Origin of the sequence: Mucilaginibacter sp., from assembly GCF_965200995.1 — a bacterium.
Classification (GTDB): domain Bacteria; phylum Bacteroidota; class Bacteroidia; order Sphingobacteriales; family Sphingobacteriaceae; genus Mucilaginibacter.
On record NZ_OZ241743.1, the window covers coordinates 1,745,131 to 1,759,163 of the forward strand.

The window sequence follows — 14,033 nt, forward strand, 5'->3', positions numbered from 1 at the left end:
AAACAATTGCCACCCTACATAGAAACACTTGTTGATTCATCAGATTGGTTCTGTTCCGTTTCAGCAATATCCGCTTGCGCTGACTCAATCATTTGCAATTCATCCACAATCAATTTCCTTACATCTTCTTTTATCCGCAGGTAATTTTCTTCAATAATTTCGGTAGTCATATTTTTAATAACAGGCATTGGTTTGAAGTTTTGCTCTTCCTTCTTAAGCGCCTCATGGTCATTCTGTATTTCGTTATGAAAAACCTTGAGTGCAATTTTATTATCCGGGTCATCAGCTACCATCCCCACAAACTGGCCGGATGACAGCGAAGCGATCTTTGATGCCGGTACGGCATAATCAAGTTGCGTTGACTTGCTGGTAGACGTATCATCGCTGTTAATGGACACGCTTTGCCTCTCCTGCACAATCTTGCCAAACCGCTCGGATAATTGCTTGGCCGTTTCACCAGATACCTGGCCACTCACTACGTTACCTACAATATTCATAATTACTTCAGCCTGGTCATGGCCGTAATCCTTCTTTAGCTGGCTGTAGTCCTGCACCGCTAATGTAGTCGCTACCTTGTTGGAACGGGCCGTAGCGATAAGGCTGTCGATATTATTGAAGTAGATGGTTGGAAACTCATCAAACAACAAGCTGCACTTCTGCTGGTTCTTGCGGTTTACCAGCTTAATTACCCTTGATATGTATAAGGACAGTACCGCACCGTAAATTTGAAGTTTCTGTGGGTTGTTGCCGATACACACGATTTTTGGCTTGTCCGGATTGTTTACGTCCAGCGTAAAGTCATTACCGGAAAGCACGTAATAAAGCTGCGGCGATGATAAACGGGCCAGACCGATCTTGGCACTGGCAATCTGTCCTTCTAACTGTTCCTTTGCATTATTCTTAAACGCGGAGACAAAAGGGTTAATGAGTACCTTGATTTCTTCCTGCTCGGAAAGGATAGCAAACAGCGGGTCATAATCCGCCTGCATCAGTTCAATGACATGCGGCAGCGTGCAATACTTGCCATCCTGATACTTTCTTAAATACCAGATGATAGCAGTTAAAAAGTTGATCGGTGATTCCACGAAGAAGTCGCCCTGCTTTTTGATCCAGTCCCGGTTCAGTCCTAACATGATCGTCCTGGCCGCTTCGGTGGCATCTGTTATATCTTCCATGCTGTGCGGATCTAAAGGATTACACCGGTGTGTCCGGCTCAGGTCATCGAAATTTATCATATAAAACTTGGGCAGTATCTTATAACCCTTTTGGTTTTTGAGTAGGGTATTATAGGCAATCTTGGTCAAGTCGTCATACTTGAAGTCATACAGGAACATGGTAAACCCCTTGCTGATGTGCTGGGTAATGATATGCCGGATAACAAAATAAGATTTACCTGCGCCGGGCGTACCGATAACCAACAGCCCCCGGAACGGATTGATAAAGTTAATCCAGCTTTTGCGCACTTTCCCTTTCAGGTGATATAATGCAGGCAGATTGATGGAGTATTCATTTTCCAATAGCCGTTCTTCCTGCGGAAAGGTCTCATTTTCCGCATTGAATATATCATCCTGTAAACCGACCTTAATGAGTCTTGAAAGCAAAGTGCCTCCGGTTAAAATCAGCAGGTAGCCAGTTACTGTTAGTCCTATGTAACAGCCTGCTATAATTGTGGTCGATGTATTGAAATCAAAGCTGAACTGGCTTATAAAGGATAGTAAGCAGCCGGTAATCAGGTACGCTGCAATAGCACGTTTATCTATCTTCTCTTCTTTTTTACCCCTTGCGCCGACTAACGAGATCAGCAAAAAAAGCAGCGCATACAACTTAGGCCTCCATATCCCTTTGCATATTCCTGTTTTGGCAATGTTCAGCACAATACGATCAACAATAGGCGCCGTCCAGCCAAAAGCATGAAATGCCTGGTAGCAGGTGTAATAGAAATGTATGGCTAATATGAAAATGCTGATCAGCCTGGTAAACTCAATAATCTTTCGCAGTCCTTGCGTATCTTCTCCGGTTTGCATGATGGTGTGTTATAAGTGTTGTCCTCTTTTCTTTTTGCGCTTTTGTTCCTGAGTCAGGGGTGCAGTGTTTGCTTCCTGTTTACCCATCAAATTTTGAAGCAGTTTGTCAAACTCGCTGGGTTGCAGGTATTCTTTTGTTGGTTCGTCTTTTTTTAAGTAGCTGGTTTGCTCCATTGGCTTTAGGTAAGTTGGCTTCGGTTCGCCCGTACCCAAATAGCTTTTAGCTGATTGCTTTAATGGCTTGTCTTCGGTATTGAATTGTGCGGTCAGGGCTTTGGCGCCATACGCTTTGCCTAAATCGCTGCCGTTAAACACGGTTTTGTTGTTATTATCGACGAAGGTTACCCCGTAGGTGTAGCTCTGCTCGTTCTGCCGGAATATGGCATAGATATTCTGCTTTTGCAGTTCCTTCTCAAAAGTGCCTTTAGTGATTTGCGCATAGTTCATAAGAACATTGTCGATGCTGGTTTTAAGATTTTCCCGGAATGGCTTGCGCTTTTCCTCATTCTGGGTAAACTTCTTTTCGAGGTTCATCAAAGTTGGTTTACCGGCAAGGGCGCTGGCCTTAAAAGGAATACCTATTTTTTTACCCTTGTCATCCAATATCGAATAAATCAGCCCTTTCTTTTGGAACATAATGGTATCTTCTTTACCCCGGTCGGCTATTACATTGAATAGTTTGAGAACGGCATTCAGTTCAGGAAGCGAGGTAAACTTGTAATGCTGGGTAACCGCAGTAACCACGTTAGTGATAGCCCTTTTAGTAGGTGTTTTGCCATACACCGCCTTTTCAAGGTTAGCAGGTGTGATGCCTAAGCTCTCTTTAATATGATGCCCTTCAGCCTTCACTAGATTGTACTCTTGTTCCAGTTCCTTCCGTGCTGATTCAGATAGGGTTTTGCCGATATTGTGGATGTTGATGCGCTTGCCATCTGCTTTAATGTTAGTAGTCACCACATGGATATGCGGATGTGCTGCATCCCGGTGCTGGTAAACCAGGTAGGGCTGGTCGCCGAAACCTATCTTGTCCATATAGGCTGCTGTGATTTCCTGCATTTTGGCTACGCTTACTTGTTCAGTCGTGTCGAAGTTGAGCATGATGTGCATGGCATTAGTCTTGACACGGCTGTTCATCAAGGTAAGATGTTCAAACCGGGCCAGTTTGTTGTTAAAACTCAACTGGTCTAAGTCGCCACCAAAGCGGCTGGCCATAATCAGTTGTGCCTGCCCTTCGCTTACCTTGTTTTCATTATAGTTCATCAGGCCCCGTATGCTTCTGCCGTTCACTATCTTTGCAACCATTTTTGGGTAAGCTGGGAAACCATAACTAGTAGCCTTTCTACTTTGGCATCAACTTCTTTGTACAAGACTGCTGTCTTAACTACATAGAAATTGCGCTGTGCTTCCGTAGCAGCACCGTTGAAACTTTTGGTCAGTTGGTTAATGTTCACACCAATGGCTTTGAGTTCCTTCCGGATGCTGGTCAGTTCTTCCATTGTGCCGTTCATAGAAATGTCTTTGTGAAAAACCAGTATCTTTTCTCTTGACAATATTTTACGTGCGACTTCGCCAATGGACTGGCAGTTGCTGTCAGTTTGCAGTTTTTCGAGCCGGTTGTAAACGGCTTCGTTGACCCGGATAATGATCGGATGATTCAGTAGTTCATCCTCCTTTTTGTATCTTACTCTGCCCATAACAGGTACATAATAAATGGTTCGTGGCCGCAAGTTTCGCAGCGGCCACCCCGACTGAAAGGAGGGCAAGATTCCTTTTGTGTATACAAAAGTACATCTTGCCAAACACGCGGGTGTTTGTATTCGCCCTTACGGTCGGCTGTTAAAACTTCGTTTTGGCTATTGAATGTTTGAGCAGGTTACCTTTTCGGAATCTGTATTTTTAAATGATTTTCCTTACCTGCATTGCCGTCAAGCAGCTGCGTAATGTCTTCGTATTTGTAGTAGATGATACCGCCGATACGAGTATGCCTTAGCGTACCGTTGACCCGCAGATTTTGTAAGGTGCCGGGTGAAATTTTGAGGAGATTTCTAACCTGGTAGCTTTTCAGCCATTTTTTTGGTTCATCAGTTGATTTGCCTAACAGGCCACTGATGTCTTCGAGCAGTTTTACCCTAAACTCGTTTAAATCTTCTTTAGTAATGATTTCTGTTGCCATGATTTCTATTTGTTTGCTTTGGTTTGCTTGCTTCCTTTGTGATTAGGTTTGCAGCAGGCGTTACAAATAGACCGGAATCAGTATAAAATATATGGGAGTCGAAATTCGGGAAGGAATTATAATGTGATTTTACTATTAATCAATGGGTTATGAAAAGTATTGAAATGTTTAGTTCTTACATCACTTTATACTTGCAAAGCAGGTAATCAACTTATCAAGTCATCCATTAAGAAATGACCTAATAAGTTGATGGCTATTATTCATACGGCAGTTAACTTCATCTTTAGCGCCCGCATGTCAGCGCCTACTTTTTCTTCAAGTACTTTGGCATATATCTGCGTTGTCGTGATTTTAGTGTGGCCTAACATTTTACTAACTGATTCAATCGGTACGCCATTGGCCAGCGTTATCGTAGTGGCAAAGGTATGCCGGGCAATGTGCATAGACATCTTCTTGGTAATACCGCATAAGTTTGCTATTTCTTTCAAATAGGCATTCATCTTTTGATTGCTTTTTACCGGCAGCAGCCGGTTATTAACCTGGCAGGCGGCGTGATTACGGTATTTGTCAATGATAGCCATAGCCTGCGGCAGCAGCGGAACGTTTGACCGTATATCTGTTTTGGTACGGTTGGTTTTAATCCATTGGTCTTTGTTCTTATCGGTAATAATATTGTCGTGCGAAAGTTTCTCCGCATCTACAAAAGCATAGCCGGTATAACAGCAAAAAAGGAAAACATCCCTGACCTCTTCCAGTCGTTTAATAGAAAACTGCCTTTCTGTTAAGCGCTCAATTTCTTCATCGGTTAACGCCTCTCGGTTAACTTTACGGGAGGTGCATTTAAAAGCAGCAAAAGGATTATTGTTCAGCCATTGGTTACTGACTGCGATGTTGATAATCTTCTTCATATTGGTGATGTATCGCATGGCGGTGTTGTGGTCGATGCCTTCTTTGGTTTTCAAGTAGTGTTCAAAGCCGGTCACAAAAGCATAGTTCAGCGTTTCCAGATACAGGTCGTTCTTTTTATACTTATCCTGTATGTAATTACCGACCTTGCTTCTTACTGTCTTGTACTTGGTGAATGTGGCCTTGACGACATCGATACCTATAAGTTCTTTTATCTGCGCATTATGCAGGTCGAACACTTCCAATAGAGTATGGCGCTCAGTTGCCTGCCCGGTAAAGCGCTGCTTGATTTCATCTGCCGTTACAAAATCACCTGCCCGCAGTAGTTCCTGATAAGTCTTAAAAATTTCATTGGTTACCTGATTGATGTAATTATTAACCGTTTTAACTTCCTCGCCGCTGCCTTTCATAAAGCCGCTTTGCGCGTTCCACTTCTGTGGATTAACTTTTTTCTTTAAAGAAATCTCCGCTCTTTTCCCAACTACCGTTACCCTGGCGTATAGAGGCAGCAAGCCGTTATTGTCGGCTTTGGCTTTGTTAGCCCAAATGAGAATGGTAAAGCTTTGTGAATTTTTCATAATTGCTCGTTTTTAGTGGCCGAAACCGGCTGTTTTCGTTCATTAATTTTGACCTGTTTTGATGCCGTTTGGCATCACATTAAACCTTTCAAAATCAATAACTTACATCAGTATTCGGTTACCTAAATTAGGCAATTCAAACAGGTAACCGAATAGGTAACCGAATGAACCATAGAATATAGGCTGAAACGAGCGCTTTTGACATAAAAAAAGCGCCTAAATCATTGATTTAAGCGCTTTCGGTGGGTTTTGATACCCTTTTAGCGGAATGGACGGGACTCGAACCTTAGCTAAAATTAGCTGATTTTCAACCCTTTATATCTCTTCAAAAAAAGACGTCACGAATGACGCTCTATTGAAAATTGATTGTCTATTTGTCAATGACATTTTAAAAATGAAAGCCTCTCTAATCAACTTAAAAACAACTGATTGCAGCTACATTTCTTAATTCAAATATAGCTAATTACGAGGATAATTAAAAACTTTTGAGTTAAATTTTATCGCAAACTGCCTGCCATTCGTCAATATATTTAATATAATCATTAACATTATTTGCTTCGTCCGCTATAACATAAGATAATTCTAAAGCCATAATATCTTTACTTCCTTTAATACCCTTTGCTAATTTTGTGTAGTAAGTTTCCAAATCACCATAGGACCAAATATAGATGTTCGCCTCATGTAAAGATTGTTGTATTGCTTTAAATTCATCTTCCCCGATAGCATTTATAATTTCCGGTCTCAAATCAATTTTAACATATTTCTGTTCCATGTATTTTATGATCGCCACTAAATCCTCGTCATCTGTATTAATATTCCCTTGATTAAATTTACCAAACACTTCATGCAATTTCTGCGCATCCAAATTGGCTTGAATTCCTTTAATTCTTTCAACGACTCCTTTTGAATTAATTTTAGGTGCATTCATTAAACTCTTCATTTTCGTTAACGAGTTTATAATCTCATCTTTTTTCAAACATGTCAAAACCTTTAATAACTCATCCTTATAGCAATCTAAATCGCCAATTAGTAACCACTTGATTTTAAATGCATCAAGCATTTTTATGTAAGTGAGAAAATTCCCCTTACCATTTACTCTGGCTAACGATACGTTTTGGTAATCCAAATATTGCTTAGCTCCTTTCAATCTGTCTATGATCGATGGTAATAAATAGTTCTCGCCACCTTCCACCATAACTACGGCATCAGAAAAGAATATTTCTGTGTTGTTGCTCCAAAGAAAGCGCTTAATTTCTTGTGATATTTCGATATTGTTTTTTGATTTTATTTGAGCAATCTGTGAATAGTTATTATCTGCACTTTTAAATACTCGTATGATATTTTCAGGTTCAACCCCTTTTAAAAACTCTGGTGAGTGTGTACTTATAATTAACTGTCTTTGTGATTTATCATTTAGATAATTATTAAGTTCGGCAGATATGATACGCCTCGCTTGAGGATGCAAAAACACTTCCGGCTCTTCGGTGATTAATAGAGAACTGGTTGTATGAAACTTATTACAATACAAAGAGAATAGCGCAATAATAACAGCGCTTTGAATTCCTGTTCCTTTTTCAGTTATCGGTCTATCTATGCCATCGTGTATGAAAATTTGAACATTCTTAAACAAATCATGTGCATTGTCATTGAATAACTTAAAAGATACTTTTTGGTGAGATATGGCGCGACTGATTACTTTCCTTATCTCTTCGGTATTCTCGAAAAACAGTTTATCAACTTGAATTTTAATTTTTTCTGAATGACCTAAGATTAGTTCGATGTAAGTAAATTCTTCGGCTTCTTCTTTTGTGTCTTTGTTCTCTTGCCAAATTTTAGAAACCAGCTTACCAAACCAAGTATAATTAACAACTCTCAAATCTTCTTTAGGGCTTCTAAGTGCGTTAATTACTGTGGAAGTGATTAATGAGTCGCGTAGCTTTTTAGGAATGAAATGCGATATCCAATAAAAATTATCATGTTTTAATATTAAACCATAGCCGCTGGAATCTTCAATACTACGTGATTTTGTATAGAAAACCTTAATTACGGAACAGCCGAGAAGAAAATTAATAAGACTATCGCCCTTTAGCCAATTGACCTTTTTATCTTGATTGTACGGCACTATCGCTGGATTCTCTGCTATTATATCCAGGTTTTGAAGCAGATCAAAATTTACTCTAATTTCACCTTGGTCTTGTATATAAATAGAATCAATCGAGTCCAATTTAGAGAAAGCAACATTTTTCAAAATGGTGTTTATCAAGGGCATATTGATATCCCTATCCATTAAGGTTGCTTCTATATAAAAGTTGTCTTCAATGCAATCATGCACTTCACCGGTTTCTTCATCGGTTATTTCGTGAGTGTAAAAATCATTATCTGTAATATTTAAATACGTGGGAAATTTCTCGCCAATTAGCATATCAAGGGCTTTGACCACATTGGATTTACCACAGTTATTTTTCCCAACTATTACATTTTTACCTTTTGAAAACTCAATGGTACATTCTTTAAAACTTCGAAAATTCTTTAAAAATAGCTTTGAAATAAACATCTTTTAAATGTGATAGGTCATTTTGGTACGCCAATTATTGCAGTAACTTAATGGCTACTATAAATGTACAGATATATAATATCTCTTTTACTACAACTAACCATAGATAATAATTTTGGATAAGTATTTTCAGAATCGAAGTCCTACTATTAAATCATTCCACATACCATCCCATTTTCAACGCTTAGGCACCAAAAAGCGCAAGGCGGGTGAAATGTCAAGGCCGAAGCACCGCTAAAAAACAAATTAAAATGCTTCGCTTGTATAGCCTTTACGTTTCACCCGCCGGTCGGTAACTTTGCCGTACGCGGTGAAATGGGATTATAATTTCGAGTGAGGGGAAAGGCAGGTGTGTTATGAGGAACGAATTTCACTCCTGCCAGCGGCAGCGAGGCTGACGGCGCAATGAAACCCGGCGCGATAGCGCGAGGTGCAATGAAGCCACCTGCCGTAGCTGCATGGCTCCAACGGGTGTGCGTGTCGTTTGCTTTTCAGCAGCAAGGTCGGACGACTTACTCAATCGCCCGACATGCTACTTAGGGTGCTTAGCAGTTTCCATTTTCAACGGTTAACAAGTTTCAAAATCAAGGCAAGGCGATCAAATGCCCGCCTTCCAATACTGCTGAGGCTGTCAACACTTAATATCTTCTATAAATTGCTTGTAAACTCTCTCGGCAACCGTATTGAATTTTGTTACTTGTTTTGATAGGATTCTTACTGAATCTCCGTCAGGATCAAATGAACTGTTATATCTTGATTGTGAATAGGCATTTTGCAGCAATTGGTATAGTTGCGCTCCCTCTGTGGTAGTTAGCTCAAAAACATCTTTTAATTCATCTGTAAACAACAAAGTTAATCTTAGCAATCGTGATAAATTGTGCATCTGTACCCGGTAGCCTATAACGGCTTGTATAATAGCTTTAAGAACGCTTTCAACGGATTGGTGCAAAAGAAATGCTGCAAGCCTCAAATTATTATCTGCTCTATATAATTCTGCACCTCTTAAAAACTCGCTACCCTGTTTACCCCATCGTTCCCAATTGAACTTTGCCCTTTCCAATAATACCTCCTTTGTTATTTCTTGGTGCGCGGGTAACATTAATTCAGGGGATTGATATAAAACAAATCCCTTTTCCAAAACAGTTGACCAAAAGCGCCTACCGATATTAAGCGCTTCTTTTGCGCTGTTTGCCTTGTGGACTATGGCATGTACATGAGCAAGGTATTGGCAATTGTCTTCTATCTTATTACTGACTTCATGCTCCGGCGTTTTTTCATCATCGTTAATAAGGATAAGCAGATAAAACGTAAACGGCTTGGGGTGTGTTCCTAAATGAATAATCATTTGAACCTGCGGGAACCGTTTTACAATCAGATTTTTAATTTCTTCTAACGCCAATTTTTCGGCTGCTGTTGGTTCGGGGCTTATTGACCTTAGCAAAATTGGTTCGTTGGAAGTTTCTGTCAAGCTATTTTCAAGTGTACTTCGCTTTAGCTGTGGGCGACCGCCTTCTCGCTGACAAATTAACCATGCCGCCGAATAAAGCTTAATTAAGTTTTCATAAACAGTAATAACCTCACCTGCATATAAAGATTCGACATCCGCATTATTGTATAGAGCAACGTGTGACCATTCATGTAACTGATCCCGGTATTCCTGCGGCTTGATTTTCTTAAAAACTTTTTTAACAGCCTTATAGGGTTCGAGCTGCTCCTTTAGGGAAAGGTTTTTGGGGTAGTATCTCCATTGCTCCTTTTCTTGTTCTAATTGCTCCTCCGTAGGCTGTTTTCGCTGATAAGAGAAGTTCTTGTAACTAACTAATAGCAGGTACATAGCTTCCAAAATCCTCAAATTAAGGTCATAGATAAAAAGCAGGGTGCCGGGGCCATGTCGCTTTTCATCGTAATGCTCGTCATTGACTACATAATAACGCCATTCCTTTAGCCGTTTTCCGTGGCCTTTAACGGAATCAGCACTAAAGAAATCGACTACTACAGACATTGGATTTTCTACTTCGTAATGGCGAAGGTTTTTAGGGTAATGTTCCCAGGGGGCATAAGTTCCGTTGTACATGATGCTCTTTTTATACCGGCCTCCATTAACCGGCAAAACAAAAGAATAGTGAAACGTCACTGTACCGAACCATAAGCGATTGTACTTTACAATAATGCCGTTGTTTTGTACATTTACATTTTAACAATACATTTGACTTATGGCAGAACCAACCTTACATATCGGCAGAAAAATCAGTAAGATTCGTGAACTAAAAGGAATGAAGCAGGAAACACTTGCGCATGAATTGGGTATAAGCCAACAATCTGTGTCGAAAATTGAGCAAAGTGCAGATGTTGACGGTGAAGCTTTAGAAAAGATTGCAAAGATTTTGGGTGTGCCTGCTGATGCTATCAAGAATTTTAATGATGATGCCGTTTTGAATATAATCTCAAATACTTTTACCAGTCAAGATACTTCAACGTTAAACGCTATTAATTTCCAACCATCGTTTAATCCAATTGATAAGATCGTTGAATTATATAATGAAAAAATAGTTTTACTTGAACGCTTATTACAGGCTGAAAAAGAAAAGAACGAACTGTTAAAAGGGAAATAAAGAAGTGGTCTAAAAATATTAAATTGCCAACATCTAAAAGGACAATTCTTTTGTCCGATTGTGATAAGGTTTAGGTTAAAGTCCCCAAACAGCGAGCGTAAGGGGACTTTGTTTTTCTGACTAATTGCAATCAATTAACCCTACTTATTTTCTGTTTTTGAATACGCGGTATCCATAGCGGATAAAGTTCTCTTTTTAGCGATCTGCTTTAAATAAACCCAAGCCCGTTGATAATGGGCTGATTGCTCGTTTTGCTTATGCTGGCCGTAGGCATCAATTGCTTTGCCACCTAAAGAATATAGGTATGTTAAAACTACGAAGCATAAACCCCAAGGGATAAGCCTGCCAAACACGATTTTATAGTACTGGCCCTGGTTGGTTTCTGGAAATAATACTATCCGTATTTGTTTAGTGATGCATGTTGGCATCTTGTTCAATTTTTCATAGATCTGTTTAAGCAAGGTCAATTCCTCGTTTTGTTTGATATTCTGCTTAATTTCCTTTACTTCGGCAAGTATAGTATTTATCGCAATTGAATAATCAGGAACTGGATTTTCGGTGATTCTTGTTATCTGCTTTTCCATCTCTGTATTCTTTTTCACCAGGTTATCTACAATCTCGTCGTTGCTATCCATTCTTTGGTTTAATTCATCTATCTCTTTCATCTTGATATTCCTCTGCTTTGTTGTTGTTCATTTTTCTTTCGACGCTTTCTTTCCGGGCTATCATCATCGTCGGCTATATTGCCAAGTAAGCCTCCTAATAAATCTGCTCCTGCTGATAGTGATTGCCTTAAATAATGTGTTTCCGGCTCCTGCTTAAAATAGGTGGTTTGTCCGGTCTTGTCCTGACTTTCTCTTTGCTGTTTTGCGTTTTCCATTACATCCCTTAACTGATCTGCCAAGCTCTTTTCCGGTTTAACCTGCTGTTGCTCTATGTCCTGGCTTAGCTTTCCATAACTTAAACTACGGTCAATCTCCGATCCTTTAAATTTATATTCGCCTTTGCTGAAACTAATACCCTGCACCTCTGTAGTGCCGCTTTTGTATTTCAAATGGGTAACAATGCCCTGCTTAGCCAATACCTGCTTTAGCTCATCGATATTTTTCACTTTTTTGCTGGCAGCTTTGATAGCATCAAATAATTCATATTTGATTTTGTCCTCGCCTTTTAGCTGTTGGCGGTTAACCCGTTCTTTACCCGGTGAGATATAAAGTCCATGCTTTAAGGTCAGTTCCTTCGCTACCAGTACATTCCGCTGCTTTTGAAAGTTATCGGATATGGTTTTACCGTTGTTGCTTACCCGGTTGTAAACGATGTGGATATGCGGATGATCTTTGTCCCTGTGCTTAACAATCAGGTACTGTGTGTCCTGTATCTTCATTTTTTGCAAATACTCTTTCGCCAGATTTACCATTAGCTCATCGTTCAACTTAGCGGCATCATTTGCACTCCAACTTAAAGCAATATGGCCAACCGCCTTTCCTAAATTTGGATTGTACTTTCGTTGCAGGTTAAAATCATTGATAATCTGGTTGACCTGCTGCATTCTTACGCCTGCGGCATCCAAGATAACCGCATCATTTTTTTGTACAACATATCGGATACAGCCGCCAAAACTTCTACCCGTTATCACTTTCCCTATCATGGTTATTTAGATGTTTTAAAGTAATATCTATCTCATTCAAAATTTTACTACAATCCCGTGCTACTGTTAATAACCCAAGTTGATGCGCAAGCTTAGTTAGCTGATTAAGGTTGTTGGCCAATTCGGCAAGCATCCAAAGGATGCGCCGCTCATCGTCGGTTAATCGCGGAACTATCTTTGCGCTTTTAGCGGCTGCCCTTATCCAACTGCTTGACCGCATCCCGGCGGTTTTGGCTTTGCTGTCAATATAAAAGCGCTCGGTCGCTGTCATCCTGATACGGATAATCACCTCCCGTTTAACCCTTTTCTTTGGTGCGCCTCCTTTGTTTTTGGGCTGGGTTACCGGTTGTTTATTAGTTGTCTTAACTGTTGCTTCCATTGGTTACCTCCTTACTTTTTCTTTCGTTTTTCCCTTTTGCAACCATCGGGCGCAAAAGGCAAGTTTGCCCGGTGCCGACAGGCATCCGGGATGTTTTTGTGGCAACAAAAACACAAACTTGCTCCTTACAAGCGGATAAAAAATCGCTATCCCCGCAAGCGGGAATAGTCAGTATATCTGCATAGCTCAAACCGCTTTGAAGCTGGTGGCTGTTAAGCCATCCGGCCAATAAATCAAGCTTCCTTTTGCCGGGTGAAAAGACGGCTGATAACGGATATAGCCGTACTCGTCCAGTTCCCTGATGCACTTGTGATAAGTAGCAATGGATGCGATTTTTGAAAATGTCATTACGGTCCTTCGGGTAATGGAAAACGGGCTAACAAATCCATGTCGCTGCCAAAAAATAAATAAAGCCGTGAACAAGCTTACATGGGTTGCAAGTACCCGCTCGTCCGTTCCCATGCGTTTAATAATGTCGCTGTAACCATTTAATTCTTTTGAGATAATCATTGTCCGTTCCCCTCCAATACCTTGTTGATGTCCTCTAACTTGTAATACATGATGCTTCCCATTTTGGTAAAGCGTAACGTCCCGTTGATGCGCAGGTTCTGTAAGGTGCCTGGTGATATATTCAGCATCTTTCTTACCTCACTGCTTTTCAGCCATTTCTTAGGCTGGCTCTGTCCCGGTTGAACAATCTGTTTGATCTCATTTAATAAATCTTCCAACCGCCTCAAATCCTCTCTTGTGACCAATTCCACATTCATCTTTCATCCTCCTTAATCTTTAATAGTTTGTTGCATGGCATTGAGTACCTCATTTTTTTTGAAGTACACCCGTTTATGCAGGCGCAAATAGGGTAAGCCTTTTTTCATCCAATCGGTAAGCGTTACCAGTGACACGCCGAGTTCGGCGGCAAGCTCTTGCTTGGATAAAAGTTTTTCTGAATGCTGCGGCTGGCTGCCGCTTGTTTTAAAGTGTTCCTGTAGTTCTGCCCTGACTGCATCCCTGATGCATTGGCTTAGGGCGCTTGTGCTGAATATTTCCATAGCCTTTGATTTTTGTTCAAAGGAATAGTGAAAATGCACTTTTTCGTTACCACGCAGATTCGCGTGGTTAAATTGGAGTGGTTTGAGTTAAGTTGTAACGCTGTGCAATC

The 14,033-nt window shown here is 40.4% G+C and carries 14 protein-coding genes; 1 reads left to right on the forward strand and 13 read right to left on the reverse strand.

Going from position 1 to position 14,033, the window contains the following annotated elements; translation table 11 throughout:
* Positions 1-14: 14 nt before the first annotated feature.
* The 7 genes from mobC to ACY652_RS08270 all read right to left on the reverse strand — a co-directional run bounded on the left by mobC (position 15) and on the right by ACY652_RS08270 (position 10,309).
* Positions 15-2,024 (reverse strand): conjugal transfer protein MobC, encoded by a 2,010-nt coding sequence (gene mobC, locus ACY652_RS08240; RefSeq protein WP_462267737.1) that lies wholly within the window; start codon positions 2,022-2,024, stop codon positions 15-17.
* 9 nt (positions 2,025-2,033) lie between these two features.
* Positions 2,034-3,326 carry a relaxase/mobilization nuclease domain-containing protein gene (locus ACY652_RS08245; protein ID WP_462267739.1) on the reverse strand — a complete coding sequence of 431 codons (1,293 nt, stop codon included), beginning with the start codon at positions 3,324-3,326 and terminating at the stop codon, positions 2,034-2,036.
* On the reverse strand, positions 3,311-3,718 hold the full coding sequence (locus ACY652_RS08250; RefSeq protein ID WP_462267741.1) for a plasmid mobilization protein: 408 nt from the start codon (positions 3,716-3,718) through the stop codon (positions 3,311-3,313). Before ACY652_RS08250 ends, ACY652_RS08245 begins: the two co-directional genes overlap by 16 nt.
* Before the next feature lie 179 nt (positions 3,719-3,897).
* Complete coding sequence (locus ACY652_RS08255; protein ID WP_462267743.1) at positions 3,898-4,197, reverse strand: helix-turn-helix domain-containing protein; 300 nt, start codon at positions 4,195-4,197, stop codon at positions 3,898-3,900.
* 260 nt (positions 4,198-4,457) lie between these two features.
* A complete protein-coding gene (locus ACY652_RS08260; protein ID WP_462267745.1) occupies positions 4,458-5,681 on the reverse strand; it encodes a site-specific integrase in 1,224 nt (407 codons plus the stop codon).
* Positions 5,682-6,171: 490 nt separating this feature from the next.
* A complete protein-coding gene (locus ACY652_RS08265) occupies positions 6,172-8,235 on the reverse strand; it encodes an ATP-dependent nuclease (RefSeq protein ID WP_462267747.1) in 2,064 nt (687 codons plus the stop codon).
* A 631-nt stretch (positions 8,236-8,866) separates the two neighbouring features.
* Positions 8,867-10,309 carry a HEPN domain-containing protein gene (locus ACY652_RS08270; RefSeq protein WP_462267749.1) on the reverse strand — a complete coding sequence of 481 codons (1,443 nt, stop codon included), beginning with the start codon at positions 10,307-10,309 and terminating at the stop codon, positions 8,867-8,869.
* 139 nt (positions 10,310-10,448) lie between these two features.
* On the opposite strand from ACY652_RS08270, the gene ACY652_RS08275 reads away from it, so the two are divergent.
* Positions 10,449-10,847 (forward strand): helix-turn-helix domain-containing protein, encoded by a 399-nt coding sequence (locus ACY652_RS08275; protein ID WP_462267751.1) that lies wholly within the window; start codon positions 10,449-10,451, stop codon positions 10,845-10,847.
* 140 nt (positions 10,848-10,987) lie between these two features.
* Here ACY652_RS08275 and ACY652_RS08280 read toward each other — a convergent pair whose 3' ends face one another.
* From ACY652_RS08280 to ACY652_RS08305, 6 genes are all read right to left on the reverse strand, one after another.
* A complete protein-coding gene (locus tag ACY652_RS08280; RefSeq protein WP_462267753.1) occupies positions 10,988-11,512 on the reverse strand; it encodes a hypothetical protein in 525 nt (174 codons plus the stop codon).
* On the reverse strand, positions 11,509-12,495 hold the full coding sequence (locus ACY652_RS08285) for a relaxase/mobilization nuclease domain-containing protein (RefSeq protein ID WP_462267755.1): 987 nt from the start codon (positions 12,493-12,495) through the stop codon (positions 11,509-11,511). Before ACY652_RS08285 ends, ACY652_RS08280 begins: the two co-directional genes overlap by 4 nt.
* Positions 12,470-12,874, reverse strand: coding sequence for a plasmid mobilization protein (locus ACY652_RS08290; RefSeq protein WP_462267757.1), 405 nt, complete (start codon positions 12,872-12,874; stop codon positions 12,470-12,472). The genes ACY652_RS08285 and ACY652_RS08290 overlap by 26 nt, the downstream gene beginning before the upstream one ends.
* A 186-nt stretch (positions 12,875-13,060) precedes the next feature.
* Complete coding sequence (locus tag ACY652_RS08295; RefSeq protein ID WP_462267759.1) at positions 13,061-13,384, reverse strand: hypothetical protein; 324 nt, start codon at positions 13,382-13,384, stop codon at positions 13,061-13,063.
* Positions 13,381-13,641, reverse strand: a complete 261-nt coding sequence (locus ACY652_RS08300; protein ID WP_462267761.1) for a helix-turn-helix domain-containing protein — start codon at positions 13,639-13,641, stop codon at positions 13,381-13,383. Before ACY652_RS08300 ends, ACY652_RS08295 begins: the two co-directional genes overlap by 4 nt.
* A gap of 12 nt (positions 13,642-13,653) precedes the next feature.
* Positions 13,654-13,923: a helix-turn-helix transcriptional regulator gene (locus ACY652_RS08305; RefSeq protein ID WP_462267763.1), complete on the reverse strand. Its 270-nt coding sequence runs from the start codon at positions 13,921-13,923 to the stop codon at positions 13,654-13,656.
* Between the last annotated feature and the right edge of the window lie 110 nt (positions 13,924-14,033).

Coding starts and splice junctions, on each gene's coding strand:
- ACY652_RS08260 (WP_462267745.1), bottom strand. CDS start 5,681: ATGAAAAATTCACAAAGCTTTACCATTCTCATTTGGGCTAACAAAGCC.
- ACY652_RS08280 (WP_462267753.1), bottom strand. CDS start 11,512: ATGAAAGAGATAGATGAATTAAACCAAAGAATGGATAGCAACGACGAG.
- ACY652_RS08275 (WP_462267751.1), top strand. CDS start 10,449: ATGGCAGAACCAACCTTACATATCGGCAGAAAAATCAGTAAGATTCGT.
- mobC (WP_462267737.1), bottom strand. CDS start 2,024: ATGCAAACCGGAGAAGATACGCAAGGACTGCGAAAGATTATTGAGTTT.
- ACY652_RS08250 (WP_462267741.1), bottom strand. CDS start 3,718: ATGGGCAGAGTAAGATACAAAAAGGAGGATGAACTACTGAATCATCCG.
- ACY652_RS08255 (WP_462267743.1), bottom strand. CDS start 4,197: ATGGCAACAGAAATCATTACTAAAGAAGATTTAAACGAGTTTAGGGTA.
- ACY652_RS08285 (WP_462267755.1), bottom strand. CDS start 12,495: ATGATAGGGAAAGTGATAACGGGTAGAAGTTTTGGCGGCTGTATCCGA.
- ACY652_RS08295 (WP_462267759.1), bottom strand. CDS start 13,384: ATGATTATCTCAAAAGAATTAAATGGTTACAGCGACATTATTAAACGC.
- ACY652_RS08300 (WP_462267761.1), bottom strand. CDS start 13,641: ATGAATGTGGAATTGGTCACAAGAGAGGATTTGAGGCGGTTGGAAGAT.
- ACY652_RS08305 (WP_462267763.1), bottom strand. CDS start 13,923: ATGGAAATATTCAGCACAAGCGCCCTAAGCCAATGCATCAGGGATGCA.
- ACY652_RS08270 (WP_462267749.1), bottom strand. CDS start 10,309: ATGTACAACGGAACTTATGCCCCCTGGGAACATTACCCTAAAAACCTT.
- ACY652_RS08265 (WP_462267747.1), bottom strand. CDS start 8,235: ATGTTTATTTCAAAGCTATTTTTAAAGAATTTTCGAAGTTTTAAAGAA.
- ACY652_RS08245 (WP_462267739.1), bottom strand. CDS start 3,326: ATGGTTGCAAAGATAGTGAACGGCAGAAGCATACGGGGCCTGATGAAC.
- ACY652_RS08290 (WP_462267757.1), bottom strand. CDS start 12,874: ATGGAAGCAACAGTTAAGACAACTAATAAACAACCGGTAACCCAGCCC.